The organism is Xanthomonas hyacinthi (assembly GCF_009769165.1).
Lineage (GTDB): Bacteria > Pseudomonadota > Gammaproteobacteria > Xanthomonadales > Xanthomonadaceae > Xanthomonas_A > Xanthomonas_A hyacinthi.
In genome coordinates this window covers 1,593,129-1,610,851 of record NZ_CP043476.1, presented here as the reverse complement: position 1 = coordinate 1,610,851, position 17,723 = coordinate 1,593,129, and the positions used below count along the sequence as shown (strand labels likewise).

Here is a 17,723-nt window from a genome sequence, read left to right as displayed (position 1 = left end):
CGCGCACGGCGGCAGGCGACGGCGCAGCGCGCGCGCATCCGGCACAATGCCGCACGCATGCACGCCCCTTCCGCGCCCGATTTCCGCCTGTACCCGTCCAACGCGCTGGATACCCTGGCCGCCCTGCTCGCCGAGGAACTGCGCCGGCCGGTGCCGGAGCAACCCTTGCTGGCACCGGAGGTGGTGCTGATCCCGCAGGTGGCGATGCGGCGCTGGCTGCAGTCCACGCTGGCCGCCGCGCACGGCGTCGCCGCCAACCTGGAATTCCTCACGCCCGGCGAATTCGTCGCGCGCGCGCTGGACGCCAACCTCGGCCCGGCCGCCGACGATCTGGACATGGCCACCACGCAGTGGCGGCTGTACGCGGCGTTGCAGGCCGATCTCGGCAGCGATGCGGCGCTGGCGCCCCTGGCCGGCTACCTGGCCGACGGCGATGCGCTCAAGCCCTGGGCGCTGGCCGGCGAGCTGGGCAACGTGTTCGAGAAGTACCAGGCCTGGCGCCGCGACTGGCTGCTGCGCTGGGAAGGCGGCGCCGACGCCGACGACCCGCAGGCGCGCTTGTGGCGCCGGATCGCCAACGGCCGCCAGTACCGCGCGCGCCGCATCGGCCAGTACCTGGACCGCTACGCGCGGCCGGACGGTCCGCTGCCGCAAGGCCTGCCGAAGCGGCTGTTCGCCTTCGCCATCCTCAACATCTCGCCGGACGTGCTGCGCGTGCTGGCCACCCAGGCGCGGGTGGGCACGCTGCATTTCTACCTGCCCACGCCGACCCAGGGCTACTGGGGCGATCTGCAGACGCTGTGGCAGCGCCGCCGCGAGGACGGCGCGGTCGACCTGTTCGCCGCGCAGGTGCAGGAAAACCCGCTGCTGCAGGCCTGGGGCGCGGCCGGGCGCGATTTCATGGCGCTGGTCGGCGACTACGAGGTGGTGCATCCGCTCGCCGAGATCGCGGTGTATGCCGATCCGCTGGCCTCCGGGCATCGCCCGCTGGCCGCCGGCGGGCTCGGCGACAGTCTGCTGCGGCGCATGCAGAGCGACCTGTTCCAGCGCCGTGCGCCGGCCGTGCCGGCGCCGTTGCCGCAGGTGGACCTGGCCGACCCCAGCCTGCAGATCCACGCCTGCCACACCCGCCTGCGCGAATTGCAGGTGCTGCACGACCAACTGCGCGCGCTGCTCGACGACCCGCGCTTCGACCCGCCGCTGCAGCCGCGCGAGATCGCGGTGCTGTCGCCGGACATCGATCCCTACGTGCCGTACCTCGACGCAGTGTTCGGCGGCCACGGCCGCGACGACGCGCTGCCGTACGCGCTGGCCGACGCCAGCCCGCTGGCCAGCGAGCCGCTGGCCGAGGTGTTCCTGACTTTGCTGGGCCTGCCGTTGTCGCGCTTCGGCCTGCACGAGATTCTCGACCTGCTGGCCAGCGCGCCGATCGCCGAGGCGGCCGGCCTGGACGAGACCGGGCTGGAGCGCCTGCGCGGCTGGTTGCATGCCGCCGGCGCGCGCTGGGGGCTGGATGCCGGACATCGGCGCCAGCACCAGGCGCCCGTCGACGATGCCTACACCTGGCGCTTCGCGCTGGACCGGCTGCTGCTCGGCCACGCCAGCGGCGCCGAGGACGACATCGCCGGCGTCGCGCCATGGCCGCAGCTGGAAGGCAGCGCACTGGTGGCGCTGGACACGCTGCTGCGGCTGCTGCGCGTGCTCGACCGCCACCAGGCCATGCTGGCCGAGCCGATGCCACCTGCCGAGTGGCGCGAATGCCTGCTCGGCCTGCTCGATGCGCTGATCCCGCAGGTACCGTCGGCGCCGCGCGCGCAACGCGCGCTGGAACGGCTGCGCAGCGTGATCGACCAGTTCGCCCGCGACGCCACACGCGCGGAGTACGCCGGCAAGGTCCCGGCCGAGGTGCTGCGTGCGCATTTCGCCGCGGTGCTGGGTGAATCGGACACGCGCGCGCCGCTACTCACCGGCGGCATCAGTTTCGGCCGCATGGTGCCGATGCGCCTGCTGCCGTTCCGCGTCATCTGCCTGCTCGGCATGAACGACGGCGACTTCCCGCGCCGCGACCCGGCCGCCGGCCTCAACCGCCTCACCGCCGAGCTGGGCAGCGAGCGCCGCCGCCACGGCGATCGCTCCACCCGCGAGGACGACCGCTTCCTGTTCCTGCAACTGTTCGCCTCGGCGCAGGACGTGTTCTACCTCAGCTACCTCGGCGCCGATGCGCGCGACGGCAGCGTGCGCGAGCCATCGGTGCTGGTCAGCGAACTGCGGGCCAGCGCCGCGCAGTACCACGCCCAACCGAAGGCCATCGACAGGCTCGTGGTACGCCACCCGCTGCAACCGTTCGCCGCCGCCGCCTTCGGTGCGCTCGGCGAGGACGGCGCCGATCCGCGCCGCTTCAGCTATCGCCGGCAGTGGCGGCCGGCGGTGGACAGCCTGGCCGGGCAGCGCCAGCCGCTGGCGCCGTGGGTGGCCGCCGCCTTGCCCGCGGACGACATGGCCTTGCCGACCAGCGTGGCGATCGACGACCTGCGCCGGCTGTTCGCCGATCCGGCCGGGCAGTTCCTGCGTCATCGCCTGGGGATGCGCCTGCCCGACCCGGCCGGCGAGGACAGCGACCTGGAACCCTTGCTGGCGCCGGGCAGCGGCCTGGACCAGTACGGTTTGCAGCAGCAGGTGCTGGAGGCCGCGCTGAGCGACAACACGGATGGGCTGTACGCGCGATTGCGCGCGCGCGCGCTGCTGCCGTCCGGGCCGCTGGGCCGGCGCCTGCTCGACGAGCGCCTGCGCCAACTGCGCGCGTACGCGCAGGCGTTCGCGCAGTGGCGCGGCAGCGCGCCGGCGCGATCGCAGCGGTTGCAGGTGCAGATCGACGGCATCGAACTGCATGGCCGCCTGCCCGACTGGTACGCGAACGGCGTGGGCCGGGTGCAGGTCGGCGCGCTCGGCGGCCGCGCGGCGATCCGCCACGGCCTGGAATGGCTGCTGCTGCGCGCGGCCGGCGAACGCGTGCCGTTCGTGCGCTTCTTCGAAGACGACGACGGCCTCGGCCCGCATCCCATGCAGGGGGAAGAAGCCGAACCGCTGCCGCAAGCGCAGGCGCAGGCGGCGCTGGCCGAACTGCTGCGGCTGTATCGGCAGGGCCTGCAGGCGCCGTTGGCGTTCGCCCCGTACAGCGGCTGGAAATACCACCAGGCCGCGCGCACCCACGACCTCGACAAGGCGATCAAGGACGCCGCCGCGCAATGGCAGGCCAGCTTCGGCTGGAGCGAGGCAGCGACGCCGGAACTGCGCCTGGTCCACCGCGGCCGCGAGCCGTTCGCCGATGCGCAACGTTTCGCCGAATTCGCCGCCACCAGCCACACGCTGTATTCGCTGCTCGAACGCGGCAATGCCGGCAGCGCGCTCGATCCGGCGCGGCTGGCCGAGAGCTGGCGGCAGTGGCGCGGCGCGCAGGAGGACGCCGAATGAGCGCGACGCTCGGCGACGACCCGTACCTGAGCCTGCCGCTGCACGGCGTGCGCCTGATCGAGGCCAGCGCCGGCACCGGCAAGACCTTCACCCTGGCCACGCTGTTCACCCGGCTGGTGGTCGAGCGCGGCCTGCGCATCGGCCAGATCCTGGCGGTCACCTTCACCGAAGCCGCCACCCAGGAACTGCGCCGGCGCATCCGCGAGCGCCTGGCGCTGGCCGCGACGCTGGTGCCCGAGGCAGCATTCCCTGTCGATGGGATTCCCCTTGTGGGAGGGGCTTCAGCCCCGACGGGCCTTACCGAGGACGCCTCGACAGCGAAGTTCCTCACGGACACTCCCGACGCCACCCTCACCCGCACCATCCTCGCCACCCATCTGGCCACCGCGCAGGAAACCCCCGCCGCCCTGCGCCGCCGCCTGCAGCAGGCCGTGGAGGAAATCGACCTCGCCGCCATCTTCACCATCCATGGCTTCTGCGCGCGGGTGCTGCGCGAGCACGCGCTGGAGAGCGGCCAGACCTTCGCCGCGCCGGAGCTGCTGGCCAACGACCGCGACCTGCTCGGCGAAGTCGCCGCCGACCTGTGGCGCCAGCGCGCCGCCGACGCGGCGATGGCCGACGACCTGGTCGCGCTATGGCCGGGTGGACCCGACGCGCTGGCCAGCGACCTGCGCCAGCTGGTGCGGCATCCGCAACTGCTGCCGGCGGCACCGGCGCTGGCCGACGATGTCGCCGCGGCCACGCAGCAGGTGCAGGACGCGGCCGCCGCGCTCGCCACCGCGTTCCACGCGCACGGCACCGTTTTTTTCGAAGCGATCGCCGCCGCCATCGAAGACGGCGTGCTGAGCAAGGTCAGCTACAAGCCGGAATGGCTGGCATCGCTGTGGCATTGGTGCGAAGGCTTCGCCGTCGCGCCTGCGGCCGGCCTCCCGCCGCATGCCAAGCTGATCAAGCTCAGCGCTGCGGAACTGGCGTCCGGCACCAACAAGAAATGCGTCGGGCGCACGCCGGCCTCGCCGATGAGTCATGAAGTCGTCGGCTATCTGGCCGCGCTGGCGCGGTTGGAGGAAGCGCGCGCCAGGCGCCGCATCCGCCTGCTGCACGCGCTGCGCGGCGACGCGGTCGTGCGGCTGGCCTTGCTCAAGCGCCAGCGCCGCGTGCAGACCTACGACGACCTGGTCGATGGCGTCGCGCACGCGTTGCGGCCCGACGGTCCGCAGGCCGAAGCGCTGGCGCGGCGGCTGCGCGCGCAATACGCCATCGCCCTGGTGGACGAATTCCAGGACACCGACGACCGCCAGTGGTCGATCTTCTCCAACGTGTTCGGCGAAGGCGCGCTGGCGCGCGAGGCGGGACTGGAGCCGGCACTGTTCGTGATCGGCGATCCCAAGCAGGCGATCTACGGCTTCCGCGGCGGCGACGTGCAGACCTACCTGGCCGCGGCCGCCGATGCCGAACCGGCGCCGCCGCTCGGCCACAACTTCCGCTCGCGCCCCGCGCTGCTGGCGGCGATCGACGCGCTGTACGCGCAGGCCGGTTATGCGCAGGCGTTCCTGACCGACGGCATCGCCTTCCATCCGGTGCAGCCGGGCAGCAAGCGTCGCGATGCCGAGCTGCAGCGCGATGGCGCCACCGCGCCAGCGCTGACCCTGTGGCGCGCGCCGGAGCCGCCGCCGCCGCCGGCCGCGTCTGCGGCCAAAAACAAGTCCGCAGGCAAGCCCAAACCCTGGAGCGCCGGCCGCGCGCGCGCGCTGTGCACCGCCGCCTGCGTCGCCGCGATCCGCGACTGGCTGGCGGATGCCCGCGCCGGCACCGCCAGCGTCGCCGGGCGCACGGTGCAGGCCGGCGACATCGCGGTGCTGGTGCGCAGCCACGGCGAGGCCATCCGCATCCAGCAGGCGCTGGGCGCGGTCGGCATTCCCGCGGTGGCCGCCGGCAAGCAGAGCCTGTTCGCCACCGACGAAGCGCTGGAACTGCTGACCCTGCTGCAGGCGCTGCTCGACCCGGGCGACGACAGCCGCCTGCGCGCGGCGCTGGCGACGCTGCTGATCGGCGAGGACGCCGCCGCGATCGCCGCGCTCGAACACAACGGCGATCAGCACCGCAGTTGGCAGCAACAGGCGCTGGACTGGCGCGAGCGCTGGCAGCGCGGCGGCCCGCTGGCGCTGATCGGCGACCTCGGCGCCGCGCATGCGCAACGCCTGCTGGCATTGGTCGATGGCGAGCGCCGCCTGACCAACTATCTGCAGTTGGCCGAAACGCTGCAGGAGGCCGACACCCGCGCGCTCGGGACGCACGGCCTGGTCGACTGGCTGGCGCGGCGCATCGCCAATGCCGACGACAACGACGAGACCCAGCAACTGCGCCTGGAATCGGATGCGCGGCGGGTGCAGATCGTGACCCTGCACAAGAGCAAGGGCCTGGAGTATCCGCTGGTGTTCCTGCCTTACGTCGGCATCGGCCGCAGCGACCGCGGCGCCGGCCGCCACTGCGTCGTGCACGCGCCGCCGCTCGGCCGCCAACTGCACTGGAACACAGGCAAGGACGACCCGGCCTGGAGCGCCGCCGAGGCGGCATGGAAACAGGAACAGCGCGCCGAGGACGCACGCCTGCTCTACGTCGGCCTGACCCGCGCCGAGCACGCACTGTGGATCGCCACCGGTCCCTTCCACCAGCACGAACGCACCGCGCTGGCGGCGATGGTCGGCGACCCGGATGCATTGCAGGCGGCCGCAGGCGAGGGCGCGATCGCCATCGACACCACCCCGCCGCCGGCCAGTCTGCCGCGCCTGCCGCCTGCCGCCGACGTGCAGGTGCCGCCGGCGCGCATCCCGCAGCGCCACGTCGTGGCGGACTGGTGGGTGTACAGCTTCACCCAGCTGGCCAACGCCGATGCCGGCGCCGCCGCCGACCCGATGGCCAGCGCCACCGTGGTCGGCAGCGGCGGCAGCGACGAGCCGTCCACCAGCGAGGCCGTCGCGACGACGCTGGACGTGGAAGCGTTCGACCGCCGCTTCACCGGCAACCGCTTCGGCGTGGCCATGCACGACGTGTTCGAACGCTGCGACTTCGCCGCCTGGCGCGACTGGGTCCCCGGCCAACCGGCACCGGACGGGCAGACCGCGGCGCTGATCGAAGCCCTGCAGCGCGGCGGCTACGCCCAGGACGAACTGGAGGATGGCGCCGCCATGCTCACCGCCCTGGTCGGCCACACCCTCACCGTCGCGCTGCCGGAAGGCACCCGCCTGGCCGCGGTGCCCGCAGCGCAGCGCCGCAACGAAATGGAGTTCCACTTCGCCATGCGGCCCACCCGCGTCGATGCGCTGCTGGCCCTGCTGCACCGCTTCGGCGTGGTCGGCGAGCGCCAGGCCTTCGGTGCGCGCCAGCGCCTGGAAGGCCTGATGACCGGCCTGATCGACCTCACCTACCAGCACGACGGGCGCTGGTACGTGCTCGACTACAAATCCAACCGCCTGCCCAGCTACGACGCCGACGCGTTAGTGCGGGCGATGGCGCACAGCGAATACGCACTGCAGGCGCTGATCTACACCGTCGCGCTGCACCGCTGGCTGCGTTTCCGCCTGGGCGAAACGTACGACTACGCCCGCGACTTCGGCGGCGTGCGCTACCTGTTCTGCCGCGGCCTCGACGCCACCCGCGACCCCTCGCCAGGCGTCCACGCCTGGCGCTTCGACCCCGATCTGGTCGAGTCCGTCGACGCCCTGTTCGCCGGCGCCCTAACGCCCCTCTCCCCCCGGGAAAGGGGTTGGGGTGAGGGTACGCCGGCACATGGAGCGTCCACCTCATGACCCCCACCCACAACCTACTAACCGCCCTGCACCGCAGCGGCACCCTGCGCACGCTCGACCACGCCTTCGCCCAAACCCTGAGCCGCCTGGACCCGAACACTCCCGACCTGGTCCTGGCCGGCGCCGCACTGGCTTCACTGGCCGTCGCCAGCGGCCACGCCGGCCTCGACCCGGCCCGCGGCAACGTCCTGCTCGACCCGCGCGACGGCCCGCCGCCCACGCTGCCGGACCCCGCCGACTGGCACCGCGCCCTGGCCGCCTCGCGCTGGGTCGCCCAGCCCGCGCCCGAAGACCCGTCCGCCGCCGACTGCCCGCTGGTGCTGGAACACGGCCTGCTCTACCTGCGCCGCTACCGCGAATACGAGCGCCGCCTGGCGCAAGGTCTGCGCCGCCTCGCGTTGCAACCGCTGCCGGCCTTCGACGTCGCCACGCTCGCGCCCCTGTTCGCTCAGTTGTTCCCGAAGGCAGCAGCTTCCCCTCTCCCATCGGCGACCGAAGGAAGTCCCCGTGGGAGAGAGGGTGCCCGAAGGGCGGGTGAGGGTACGGGCATCACCGACCAACCCACCGACCGCCAAGCCCAGGCCGCCGCACTCGCCCTGCGCCGCGCCCTGCTGCTGGTCACCGGCGGCCCCGGCACCGGCAAGACCACCACCATCGCGCGCCTGCTGCTGCTGCGCATCGCCCAGGCCCAGGCCAGCGCCATCCCCGCACCACGCATCGCCCTGGCCGCCCCCACCGGCCGCGCCGCCGAACGCATGGCCGAGAGCCTGCGCACGGCGGTGGCGCGCGCGCTCGACAACGGCATCGACCCGGCCCTGGCCGCCGCGCTGCCGGCCGGCGCCAGCACCCTGCACCGCCTGCTTGGCGTGATCCCCGACCTGCCGCGCTTCCGCTTTGATGCCGACAACCCGCTGCCGTTCGACCTGATCGTGGTCGACGAAGCCTCGATGGTCGATCTGCCGCTGATGTGCAAGCTGGTCGAAGCGGTGGCCGACGGCACCCAGCTGATCCTGCTCGGCGACGCCGACCAGCTGCCCTCGGTCGAAGCCGGCGACGTGCTCGCCGCGATCCTGCAGGCCGCCGGCCCCGGCGACGCGCTGCAGCCGGACGACGCGCAAGCGCTGCACCCTCTGCTCGGCCACACCCGCAGCGACACCCACCGCGGCGGCCTGGCCGGCCACCGTGTGCATCTGCTGCGCGGCTACCGCCAGGCGCAAGGCTTCGCACTGGCCCCGCTGGCCGACGCCGTACGTGCCGGTGACGCCGACACCGCGCTCGCCCTATTGCGCGGTGGCGAACTGGCTGGCGTGCACTTCCACGAAGACAGCGAGGACCCGCTGGCCACGCGCCGCGACGCCCTGCTCGCGCACTGGCGCGCGCTGGCCGCTGCCGCAGACCCGGCCGCCGCCCTGCGCGACGCCGCACGCCTGCGCCTGCTCACCGCCGTGCGCGCCGGCGCGCACGGCGCGCGCGGCCTCAACGCGCGCATCGAACAACTGCTGGCCGACAGCGGCGCCGGCGCGCGCCGCCTCGGCGCCGCTTCGCCCTGGTTCCATGGCCGGCTGCTGCTGATCACCGAAAACAGCTACCGCCACGGCCTGTTCAACGGCGACGTCGGCATCTGCCTGCGAAGCGAAGCGAGTCCCTCTTCGGAGCGCGACGCGCAGGGCGCCCTGGTGGCCTGGTTCGAAGGCGAGGGCGACGGCCAGGTCCGCGGCTTCCACCCCGCCGCGCTGCCCGCGCACGAGAGCGCCTTCGCGATGACCGTGCACAAGGCGCAAGGCAGCGAGTTCGACGACGTCTGGCTGCAACTGCCCACGCGCGACGCCCGCGTGCTCAGCCGCGAACTGGTTTACACCGGCATCACCCGCGCGCGGCAGAGCCTGCACCTGGCCGCCAGCGAAGCCGTGCTGCGCGCCGCGCTGGCCCGGCACGCGGCGCGGATCTCGGGGTTGGCGTGGCGCCTGGGCGGGGAGCAGGAGGCGGCACCCGCCACGCAAGCAGCGGAAACACCCACGGTCGCGCCCGTGCAGGGTGCGTTGTTCTGATGGAGGCGGACCGGAGCGATGGCAGGATCACCTACGGCAGGACGGCAGGTTTGCCTATCGCGGTCCCCCGGCCGGGCCAGATAGCATAGTGGGCAAAGAAAGCCTGGTTGCGCGATATCGCCGGCATGGGGAGGCATCGGTGGCGGAAAATTCGCCTTGCTGGCCTGCGGGGGCGATGGCAAGATGGACTGTACAGAATTCTGTCATCCGAGTTCCAGGAGTCGATCATGGGCTTTTCCGCCAGCGATGTAGTGCCTTTCACCCTTGCACGCGCCAACCTCTCCGAGTTGGCCGACCAAGCGAAGGCCGGCACCGAAAAGATCATCACCAAGAACGGCGAGAGCTATGTGGCGCTGATCGACGCCGACCGGCTGGACTACTACCACCGGCTGGAACGCGAGCGCATCCACCTGCTGCTGCTCGACGATGCCAAGCGCGGCCTGGCCGACATCGCCGCCGGCCGCACGATCGAAGCGGACGCGGCCATCGGCCAGCTGCAGCAGCGACGTGCGGCATCCAGTGCGGCAAGCGCTGGCAAGCGCGCGGCCAAGAAACGCAGCTGACCGTTGTACCGGGTCGAACTGACCGCGAGCTTCCTCGCGTGCCTGGACGCCATCGAGGCGTTCTTGCTGGAAGCCGATGCCGGTGTTGCCTTTGATGACCTGCTCGCCGAGTTGCGCGCCACGGTCATCCCGAACCTGCGGCGTTTCCCACGCATAGGCCGGCGTTACCTGGACAACCCACCGCAGTCGGCCGAGGCATTGGCGCAGTTGGCCGCGTTGCCGGTGGGCGCGCCCGATGCATTACGCAATTACCCGCATGGCGACTACCTGATGCTCTACACGGTGGTGGAGGCATCCGCCTCGATCAACGCCACGGTGTACTTGCTCTCCATCCGGCACCACCGGCAGCTTTCGTTCGACTTCGTAACGCTGTGGCCCGGGGGATGATGGCGGCCGGCGGGGGCGTGCACCCTAACGCTCGTTTTCGTTCATCCTCGGCCCCGTGGGGGATCGCAGGCGGAGTAATTGCCTGCGTCCCTGTTCGCTCGCGCTCACTTGGCCGGAACGCGCTGGTACTCGTCGCTGCCGGTGCGCAGGTGCCCATTGGCCCGGTCGATGGCGAAGTTCACCGTTTCGCCGTCGTTGGAGACCTGCAGCACGTCGTCCTTGTAGATGGCCGGGTAGCTCTCGGTCTTGGGCTTGCGGCTGAAGAACCGCGGCGTGGTGTTGCGCACCATGAAGGACTCGCCGTTGCGCTCGATGTCCATCACGTCGTCCTGCGACTGTACGTTGACCCAGTTGCCGACGAACTTCTCGCCCTCCACCTTGGCGCAGCCGGCCATCAGCATCGCCGCGGCCAGCGCGGCACCCATCCACTTCGTCATCTCCAGCGCTCCGGTGTTGAGGTAGGGGAAGGATGAGGCGTTCCGGATGTATGGAAGGTCAAGAGTCCACGGGGGGCCAGGCGTCAGCCGCCTGTCGTGCCGAAAGCGCAAGCGCGCCCAGGGGGCACCTGGCCTTGCCCGGTGCTTCAACGCGACGGAACATGCAGGGTGGAGGCAATGAATTCAGAACCAGGATGGCGGCGAGGGACATGGCCAAGGTCTCCTCGTCGCTATCTCCTTCGCGAAGATGTCTGTCCCCGAGAGGCGTTGCGAATTACCCCAAGGGGTGATTCTTAATTGCCTCCCCCTGAGGTTGCCGCGAGCAAGGGCGGAAGCGTGTGCTTGCGCGGCATCTCAGCGCTCCGCGTCGATGACCGCGTCCATCGACGCGATCTCGGCGCCGCGCGCGCCGCAGCGCCGGGCCTCCTCTTTCCAGCCGCGCACGGCCGTGCGTACCTGCTCGATGATCTCGCCCGCCTGCGTCTTGCGCAGGCGGTAGTACGCGCAGGTGTCCAGCAGCAGCCGCATGTCGGGTGTCGGATCGTCCAGGCCGATGCCAAGCACGTGGGCGTCCTTGTTCGGATTGGGGTTCACGTCGAAGGCCGGTGACAGCCGCCAGCCGCCCGGTTCGCGCAGGAATCCGTGGTTGCGCAAGTGGTCGTCGCGGTTGCCGACCAGCACATTGAACGCCACGCGGCGGAACAGCTGCCGCAAGTCGTCGGCGATCGCCGAGGCCACGCCGTAGTTCTCGATGGCATGGGCAAGCTCGGCGTAACTGCTGCCCTCGCTGTCGTCCACGTCCAGCAGGGTGAAGGCGGAAGCGTAGGCGCGGCGCTCGGTGCCGGCCCGGTCGAAGCGCTGTACCGCGTAGGTGGTGCCAAGCTCGGACAGGGCGAGCTGGCGTGCGGCAGGCATGGCGATCCCCGCCGCCAGCGACAGCCGGTAGGTCACGAATTCCCACAGGCCCACGTCGTGGCGATCGTCGCTGGAGGGGAACTTGGCCAGCCACAGCGTGCCATCGGTGTCGCGCACGCTGGCCTTGGGTCTGGCCCCGCCCAGCGATGCGCCGGGCGCCACCAATTGCTTAATCCATCGGATGTCATGGTCGCTCTCGTCGGTGTCGCCGCGTTCCACGCGCACCGCAATGGCCTCCAGCGCGCGCAGCTCGGTCATCGGCGGCGCGCCCAGCGCGTGGTCGTCCAGATAACGCCCGTCGCGCGCGCGCAGGCGCAGCGCGCCCATCCGGGACGCATCGTTGACGCCGATCAGGTAATCCCACGGGCGCAGCGCGCGCACCCGGCGATTGTGCTCGCGCGCGTCGATGACCTCGCGCCGGTCCATCAGGCGCTTGCCCCAGCGGTCGGGCGAGCAGTCCACGAACGCGCCGGTCAACGCACTGGCGCCGTCGCGCGCGACCAACGGGCCGCGGTGGAGCGGCAACTGCGGATCCAGCGCAAAGGCGCGGATCGGCGCGGCCTGGTCCACCCAACTGTCGGAATAGTGGAACTGGAGCGTGTCGCCCGTGCGGCTGGGCCGGCGGGTCAGGTGGCCGACCAGGGCGCGGCCGCCGAGTGCGGCGTCGTCCAGCCATACCTCGACCTGGCTGAGTTCCTGCACCTCATTGGCTGCGCGGCTCACGGCGTGGGCTCGCGCTTCGTGTTCGTGCGCCGCAGCTGGCTGTCCTGCAACTGGCGGCCCACCTCGTCGTTGCGGGCCAGCAGGTCGATGTCCTTGTCCAGGCCCAGCGCGGTCAGCACGCGCAGCATGGTGGACAGGCTGAGGGCCGGATCGCCGCGCTCGAGTTTGCCCACGGTGGGCACGCTCACGCCCACCCGGGCGGCGAGTTCGGCCTGGGTCATCTGCCGGCGCAGGCGCGCGGCGCGCAGGCGCTCGCCCAGGTCGCGGATCTGGCGCTGGGCACGGGGCATCGCGGGCGGGGTTCGCTTTGACATGGGAAATTAAATTACATTTCCAGCCGGGAAATGCAAATTAATTTTCTCTGGAGGGAACTCCTATTCCGCGTGGCCAGATCGATTGCCCCGATCCGAGTGGGTCGGCCGACGGCGGCGGCCAGGCGCTGACGTGTACAGCGACGGACTGGGTGCCTTCCCGGTGCTGGAGGCCGAGTACGCTCACACGGTGATCGAGGGGCGTGGCCGCCGCCGCTGCGAGCAAGCCAACGCCCGCTGGGTCAATGTGGTGCTGTCCAACCTGAAGCGGTCGCTACCATGCCTTCAAGTTCAACAAGGACGCGCATCGCGATCGGGCCGAGACCCAATGTGGTTCAACCGGCGCTTCGATCTGACGGTTCTGGTGCCGGTGCCGCGCTAGCTGGTGGCAGCGGCCAGGCTCACGCCCTGGCCGCAGGCCACGCTGCGCGCCGCGCCGGTCTTCTCGGCTGAAGTAGCGTGCTAATCAGGTGCGGTCTTGATGACGGCTCTGGTCAATAAACGCAAGGTGGACGTGCAAGCCAGCCGGTGCAGTATTTTCGAGATCTATCTGAAATAGCGAAGTTGTGTTGGTGCATTGTCGTAGCGATACAGTACGCTTCTAATTGATAATAGTGAGGGGTGCTTTTAATCGTTAGGATGCTTCTAGTGAATGAAATCAATCACTCAAAAATTGCAAGGACGAGTCATGTTGAAAATCCGAGTGGTTAAGGCAATGCTGCGCGTCACCGCCGCAGCGGCCATTTCATTGCTCGTCGTGTTCAGCGCCTCGGCGCAGACGGTTCGGTATGTCCATACGGATGGGCTGGGTTCGGTCGTGCTGACGACGGACAAGGACCGGAACATCGTCGAGCGCAGCGAGTACGATCCGTATGGCAGCCTATTGAATCGCCCGTTGACGGATGGGCCTGGTTATACGGGGCATGTCATGGATGCGGCGACGGGGCTGGCATATATGCAGCAGCGGTACTATGACCCTAGCATTGGGAAAATGCTCAGCGTTGATCCGGTTACTGCCTATGAAAGCAGTAATTGGAAGCAATTCAATCGATACGCCTACGCTATCAATAATCCCTACCACCGCCCATGTGTCGGCATCGCTGCACAAGGTGAGCGAACGTTTCGATATGCCGTGCGGATCAGGGCTGGAAGCGCCACCGCATCTGTGCAGCAACGCCGGATGCGGGGACGGGCGCAGCCTTGCGCACCCAATTCCACGAGACGCTTCGCGTCGGACCCTCACCCCAACCCCTCTCCCGGGGGAGAGGGGCTGCCGGACCCAGGGGGGGAGGGGCTGCTGGCCGACTATTTGTACGGCCCCGGGCCGCGCCAGACCAATTGGCCCTGCTTGTAGACCTGCAGCATGGTGATGACGTCGCGGGCGTCGCCGATGGCCTTCAGTTCCGGGGAATCCGGCGGCAGCGCGCGGCATTTGCCGGAGCCGCGCTTCATCGCGATCTCCAGCGGGCAGGCCATGCGGTACTGGGTGCCGGGCAGCAGGATGAAGAATTCCTTCATGCCCTGGTCCATCCAGGCGCGCAGCAGGGTTTCGCTGCGCAGGTCGTAATAGACCAGGTAGCCGCCCAGTTCCATGCTGGGGCCGGCATCGGTCGGATCGCCGCGGCGGCCGCCGCGGCCGGCGCCGTCGCGCACCAGCCCGGCCTCGTTGGGGCCGAGGTCCTGGTCGATCGCGCCCGGCGGCCGCCCGGTCCAGGTCTCGCGGCGCTGGGTCGGTTCGGGTTCGCTGGCGGCGGCCTGGGCCTGCTGCTGCGCGGCGTCGTCCGCTTGCGGCGGGGCCGGTTGCGCGGCGGGCGTGGGCGGGCGTTGCGTCTGGCTGCCGGCCGCGGCGACCGGATCGGGTGGCGGCACCGGAGCGTCGGCATGCGCAACCAGGGTGGACTGGACCGGCGAGGTCGCCGGCCGCGTCTTGGCCGGCGCCGGCTTGTGCTTGGGCTGCGGGCTGGGCGGCGTCTTGAGCGGATGCACGGGCTGGCGCGTGGCGCCGATGAAGTCCACCTTGGTTCGGCCGCCGCTGGCGGCGCCTTGCGGCGTGTTCATGGTGGGCGGGTCGGCCAGCAGCAACAACAGCAACAGCAGCAGGTGCAGCACTGCGCTGACGATCGCGGCAATCCAGGGGTCCAGGCGTTCGTCCCAGCATATGGCCCGGGGGTTCGCGCGATGCGACGCGTTGCTCATGCCGCCGCGGGGGCGTCGGGAGTGCGGGCCTTCATGGGGGGTCTGCAGGGTACGGCCGGTGGGGGCGCCATCGTAACGCGGACCAGGCCTGCTTCATTTGTCGGGCCGCAGCGCGCTTAGGGTCTGTTGGCGTTGGCGGGACACGGCGATCCGGCCAGGCCGTGCCTGCGCGCGGTCGGCGCGCGCAGCGTCCGCAAGAATGCACGGAGTCCGCGGCCGGCCCAATGGGACGCGCCAGCGCGGCGCTGCGGCCGCCCGGCAGCTGCCGGGATCAGCCGCCGCGCAGTGCCATCTTCCGTCTCATGCCCAGATGCCGCCGGACCTGGGCGCCGCGCTCGCCGCGGATCCGGCGGCCCGCGCCACCTGCGACGCCATCACCGCGCCGGCGCGGCGCGACTGGATCTTCTGGAGCGTGTCGGGCAAGAAGGCCGACACGCGGCTCAAGCGCATCGCCAGCGCCTGCGCCATGCTCGCCTCGGGCAAGCGCCGCGCCTGCTGCTTCGACCGCTCGGGCATGGACAGCAAGTCGCTCGGCGCGCCGGACGCGGCGGAATGACCGGTGGCGGTGTGTCGCGCCCGCGCCCGTGCGCCGCGCTCGGGCCGCCGGTGGCCGCCACGGCGTCCTCGCAAACCGCCGCCTATACTCCGGCGGTATCCACTTGAAGGATCTGAGCATATGAGCGCACCCGCATCGCCGACCGCCGCCGCTTCCGGCGCCGCGCCCGGCAGTCTCCGCCGCTCGGTGTCCAATACGCTCAAGGGCTCGGCCGGCAACCTGGTCGAGTGGTACGACGTCTACGTCTACTCGGTGTTCGCCACCTACTTCGAGTCGCAGTTCTTCTCCAAGGAAGACAAGAACGCCACGATGTTCGTGTGGGCGATCTTCGCGATGACCTTTCTGATGCGGCCGATCGGCGCGTGGTACTTCGGCCGCTTCGCCGACCGCTACGGCCGCCGCCTGGCGCTGACCATCTCGGTGTCGCTGATGGCGGTGTGTTCGTTCGTGATCGCAGTGACGCCGACGGTGGCGACGATCGGCATCGCCGCGCCGATCGTGCTGCTGCTGGCGCGGCTGCTGCAGGGCTTCGCCACCGGCGGCGAGTACGGCACCAGCGCCACCTACATGTCCGAGGCGGCGATTCCGGGCCGGCGCGGCTTCCTGTCCTCGTTCCACTACGTGACCCTGGTCGGCGGCCATGTGCTGGCGCAGGCGACCTTGCTGGTGATGCTGCATTTCTTCGACACCGCGCAGGTGTCCGCGTGGGGCTGGCGGGTGGCGTTCGGCCTCGGCGGCATCGGCGCACTGGTGGTGTTCTGGCTGCGCCGGTCGATGGACGAGTCGCTGGGTTCGGACTCCATCGCCGAGGCCAAGAAAGGCGGGGCGCGTGCGGCGGGTTCGCTGCACGAGCTGTTCGTGCACCAGTGGCGGCCGCTGCTGCTGTGCTTCCTGGTGACCGCGGGTGGCACCATCGCCTTCTACACCTATTCGGTCACCGGGCCGAAGATGATCCAGACCGCGTTCGCCGGCGACGACGTGATGGCCGGCACCATCATCAACCTGGTCGCGCTGACCGTGCTGATGCTGATGCAGCCGGTCGGCGGCTGGCTGTCGGACATCGTCGGGCGCAAGACCCTGCTGGTGTTCTTCGGCATCGGCGGCGTGCTGTACACCTGGTTCCTAGTGCTGGAACTGCCCAGGCAGAGCGATTGGCTGACCGCGTTCGCGATCCTGACCGGCGGCTTCGTGATCCTGACCGGCTATACCTCGATCAACGCGGTGGTCAAGGCCGAGCTGTTCCCGACCCACATCCGCGCGCTGGGCGTTGGCCTGGGCTATGCGCTGGCGAACTCGGCCTTCGGCGGCACCGCGCCGCTGCTGTACCAGGCTTCGCTGAAGACCGGCCACGTCACCGCCTTCGTCTGCTACGCCACGGCGGTGATCGCGGTCTCGCTGGTGGTGTACATATTCTGCCTGAGCAACAAGGGCGCGAACTGGCTCGACGACGAGCGCGCGCTGCGCGCGCGCCGAAGCGCCAAGGCGGCGGCCGCGCGTAGCTGACGCCAGCGGCGCATGCACGGGCGTGGCCTGGCCACGCCCGGCAGCGGCGCGTGCTGCCCTCCCCGCCGGGGCGGGCAGCCGCCCCGGGTTCGGCGGCGCGCGTGCGACTCGGGTACCATGCAGCCCCCCCTCACGGGCGTTTTCGCTCATGGCCGACTCCAAGAAGACCCCCGATGCCCCGGTCACCCAGGACCAGGCCGAAGCCGCCGTGCGCACCTTGCTGCGCTGGGCCGGCGAGGACCCGGAGCGCGAGGGCCTGCTGGACACGCCGCGGCGCGTGGCCGAGGCCTATGGCGACTGGTTCAGCGGCTATCGCGCCGACCCGCGCGAGTACCTGCTGCGCACCTTCGAGGAAGTGGCCGGCTACGACGAGCTGATCGTGCTGCGCGACATCGAATACGAGAGCCATTGCGAGCACCACATGGCGCCGATCATCGGCAAGGTCCATGTGGGCTACCTGCCGCGCGGCAAGGTGGTTGGCATCAGCAAGCTGGCGCGCGTGGTCGAGGCCTACGCGCGGCGCTTCCAGGTGCAGGAAAAGATGACTGCGCAGATCGCGCAGTGCATCCAGGACGTGCTGCAGCCGCTGGGCGTGGGCGTGGTGGTGGAAGGCGCGCACGAGTGCATGACCACCCGCGGCATCCACAAGCGCGGCGTCAGCATGGTCACCTCGAAGATGCTCGGCACCTTCCGCGAGGACGCGCGCACCCGCGCCGAGTTCCTGCGCTTCATCGACGGCGGCAAGCGCTGAGCGTGCCGCGAAGCGGTGATGGCTGATAGATTGATGTATCCATAGGTCGATGG

The 17,723-nt window shown here is 70.6% G+C and carries 12 protein-coding genes and 2 pseudogenes; 10 read left to right on the top strand and 4 right to left on the bottom strand.

The window, feature by feature from the left end; translation table 11 throughout:
- The first annotated feature begins 57 nt into the window (after positions 1 to 57).
- The 5 genes from recC (at position 58) to FZ025_RS07200 (ending at position 10,278) form a co-directional block, all read left to right on the top strand.
- On the top strand, positions 58 to 3,471 hold the full coding sequence (gene recC / locus FZ025_RS07220) for an exodeoxyribonuclease V subunit gamma (protein WP_046977371.1): 3,414 nt from the start codon (positions 58 to 60) through the stop codon (positions 3,469 to 3,471).
- Complete coding sequence (gene recB / locus FZ025_RS07215; protein ID WP_046977370.1) at positions 3,468 to 7,280, top strand: exodeoxyribonuclease V subunit beta; 3,813 nt, start codon at positions 3,468 to 3,470, stop codon at positions 7,278 to 7,280. The genes recC and recB overlap by 4 nt, the downstream gene beginning before the upstream one ends.
- Positions 7,277 to 9,328: an exodeoxyribonuclease V subunit alpha gene (gene recD, locus FZ025_RS07210; RefSeq protein ID WP_046977369.1), complete on the top strand. Its 2,052-nt coding sequence runs from the start codon at positions 7,277 to 7,279 to the stop codon at positions 9,326 to 9,328. Before recB ends, recD begins: the two co-directional genes overlap by 4 nt.
- A 107-nt stretch (positions 9,329 to 9,435) precedes the next feature.
- Positions 9,436 to 9,891 carry a type II toxin-antitoxin system Phd/YefM family antitoxin gene (locus tag FZ025_RS07205; RefSeq protein ID WP_244292474.1) on the top strand — a complete coding sequence of 152 codons (456 nt, stop codon included), beginning with the start codon at positions 9,436 to 9,438 and terminating at the stop codon, positions 9,889 to 9,891.
- 3 nt (positions 9,892 to 9,894) lie between these two features.
- Positions 9,895 to 10,278 (top strand): type II toxin-antitoxin system RelE/ParE family toxin, encoded by a 384-nt coding sequence (locus tag FZ025_RS07200; protein ID WP_046977367.1) that lies wholly within the window; start codon positions 9,895 to 9,897, stop codon positions 10,276 to 10,278.
- Between the two features lie 104 nt (positions 10,279 to 10,382).
- On the opposite strand, the gene FZ025_RS07195 is transcribed toward FZ025_RS07200, so the two are convergent.
- The 3 genes from FZ025_RS07195 to FZ025_RS07185 all read right to left on the bottom strand — a co-directional run bounded on the left by FZ025_RS07195 (position 10,383) and on the right by FZ025_RS07185 (position 12,643).
- Positions 10,383 to 10,715 carry a lipoprotein gene (locus FZ025_RS07195; RefSeq protein WP_046977366.1) on the bottom strand — a complete coding sequence of 111 codons (333 nt, stop codon included), beginning with the start codon at positions 10,713 to 10,715 and terminating at the stop codon, positions 10,383 to 10,385.
- Positions 10,716 to 11,069: 354 nt separating this feature from the next.
- The gene (locus FZ025_RS07190) at positions 11,070 to 12,353 is read right to left on the bottom strand and encodes a type II toxin-antitoxin system HipA family toxin (RefSeq protein WP_046977365.1); all 1,284 of its coding nucleotides are present in this window, start codon (positions 12,351 to 12,353) and stop codon (positions 11,070 to 11,072) included.
- Positions 12,350 to 12,643 carry a helix-turn-helix transcriptional regulator gene (locus FZ025_RS07185; RefSeq protein ID WP_080999079.1) on the bottom strand — a complete coding sequence of 98 codons (294 nt, stop codon included), beginning with the start codon at positions 12,641 to 12,643 and terminating at the stop codon, positions 12,350 to 12,352. Before FZ025_RS07185 ends, FZ025_RS07190 begins: the two co-directional genes overlap by 4 nt.
- Positions 12,644 to 12,758: 115 nt before the next feature.
- Here FZ025_RS07185 and FZ025_RS07180 point away from each other — a divergent pair.
- Positions 12,759 to 13,130 (top strand): annotated as a pseudogene (locus tag FZ025_RS07180) (transposase); the annotation flags it as partial.
- Between the two features lie 186 nt (positions 13,131 to 13,316).
- Positions 13,317 to 14,018, top strand: a complete 702-nt coding sequence (locus tag FZ025_RS07175; protein ID WP_104558418.1) for an RHS repeat domain-containing protein — start codon at positions 13,317 to 13,319, stop codon at positions 14,016 to 14,018.
- On the opposite strand, the gene FZ025_RS07170 is transcribed toward FZ025_RS07175, so the two are convergent.
- Positions 13,970 to 14,860 carry a plasmid stabilization protein ParE gene (locus FZ025_RS07170; protein WP_104558419.1) on the bottom strand — a complete coding sequence of 297 codons (891 nt, stop codon included), beginning with the start codon at positions 14,858 to 14,860 and terminating at the stop codon, positions 13,970 to 13,972. The genes FZ025_RS07175 and FZ025_RS07170 overlap by 49 nt on opposite strands.
- Positions 14,861 to 15,170: 310 nt before the next feature.
- On the opposite strand from FZ025_RS07170, the pseudogene FZ025_RS07165 reads away from it, so the two are divergent.
- From FZ025_RS07165 to folE, 3 genes and pseudogenes are all read left to right on the top strand, one after another.
- Positions 15,171 to 15,416, top strand: a pseudogene (locus FZ025_RS07165) (YdeI/OmpD-associated family protein); the annotation flags it as partial.
- 120 nt (positions 15,417 to 15,536) lie between these two features.
- Positions 15,537 to 16,919, top strand: coding sequence for an MFS transporter (locus FZ025_RS07160; protein ID WP_104558420.1), 1,383 nt, complete (start codon positions 15,537 to 15,539; stop codon positions 16,917 to 16,919).
- Positions 16,920 to 17,067: 148 nt separating this feature from the next.
- A complete protein-coding gene (folE, locus tag FZ025_RS07155; RefSeq protein ID WP_104558421.1) occupies positions 17,068 to 17,670 on the top strand; it encodes a GTP cyclohydrolase I FolE in 603 nt (200 codons plus the stop codon).
- Positions 17,671 to 17,723 lie beyond the last annotated feature (53 nt).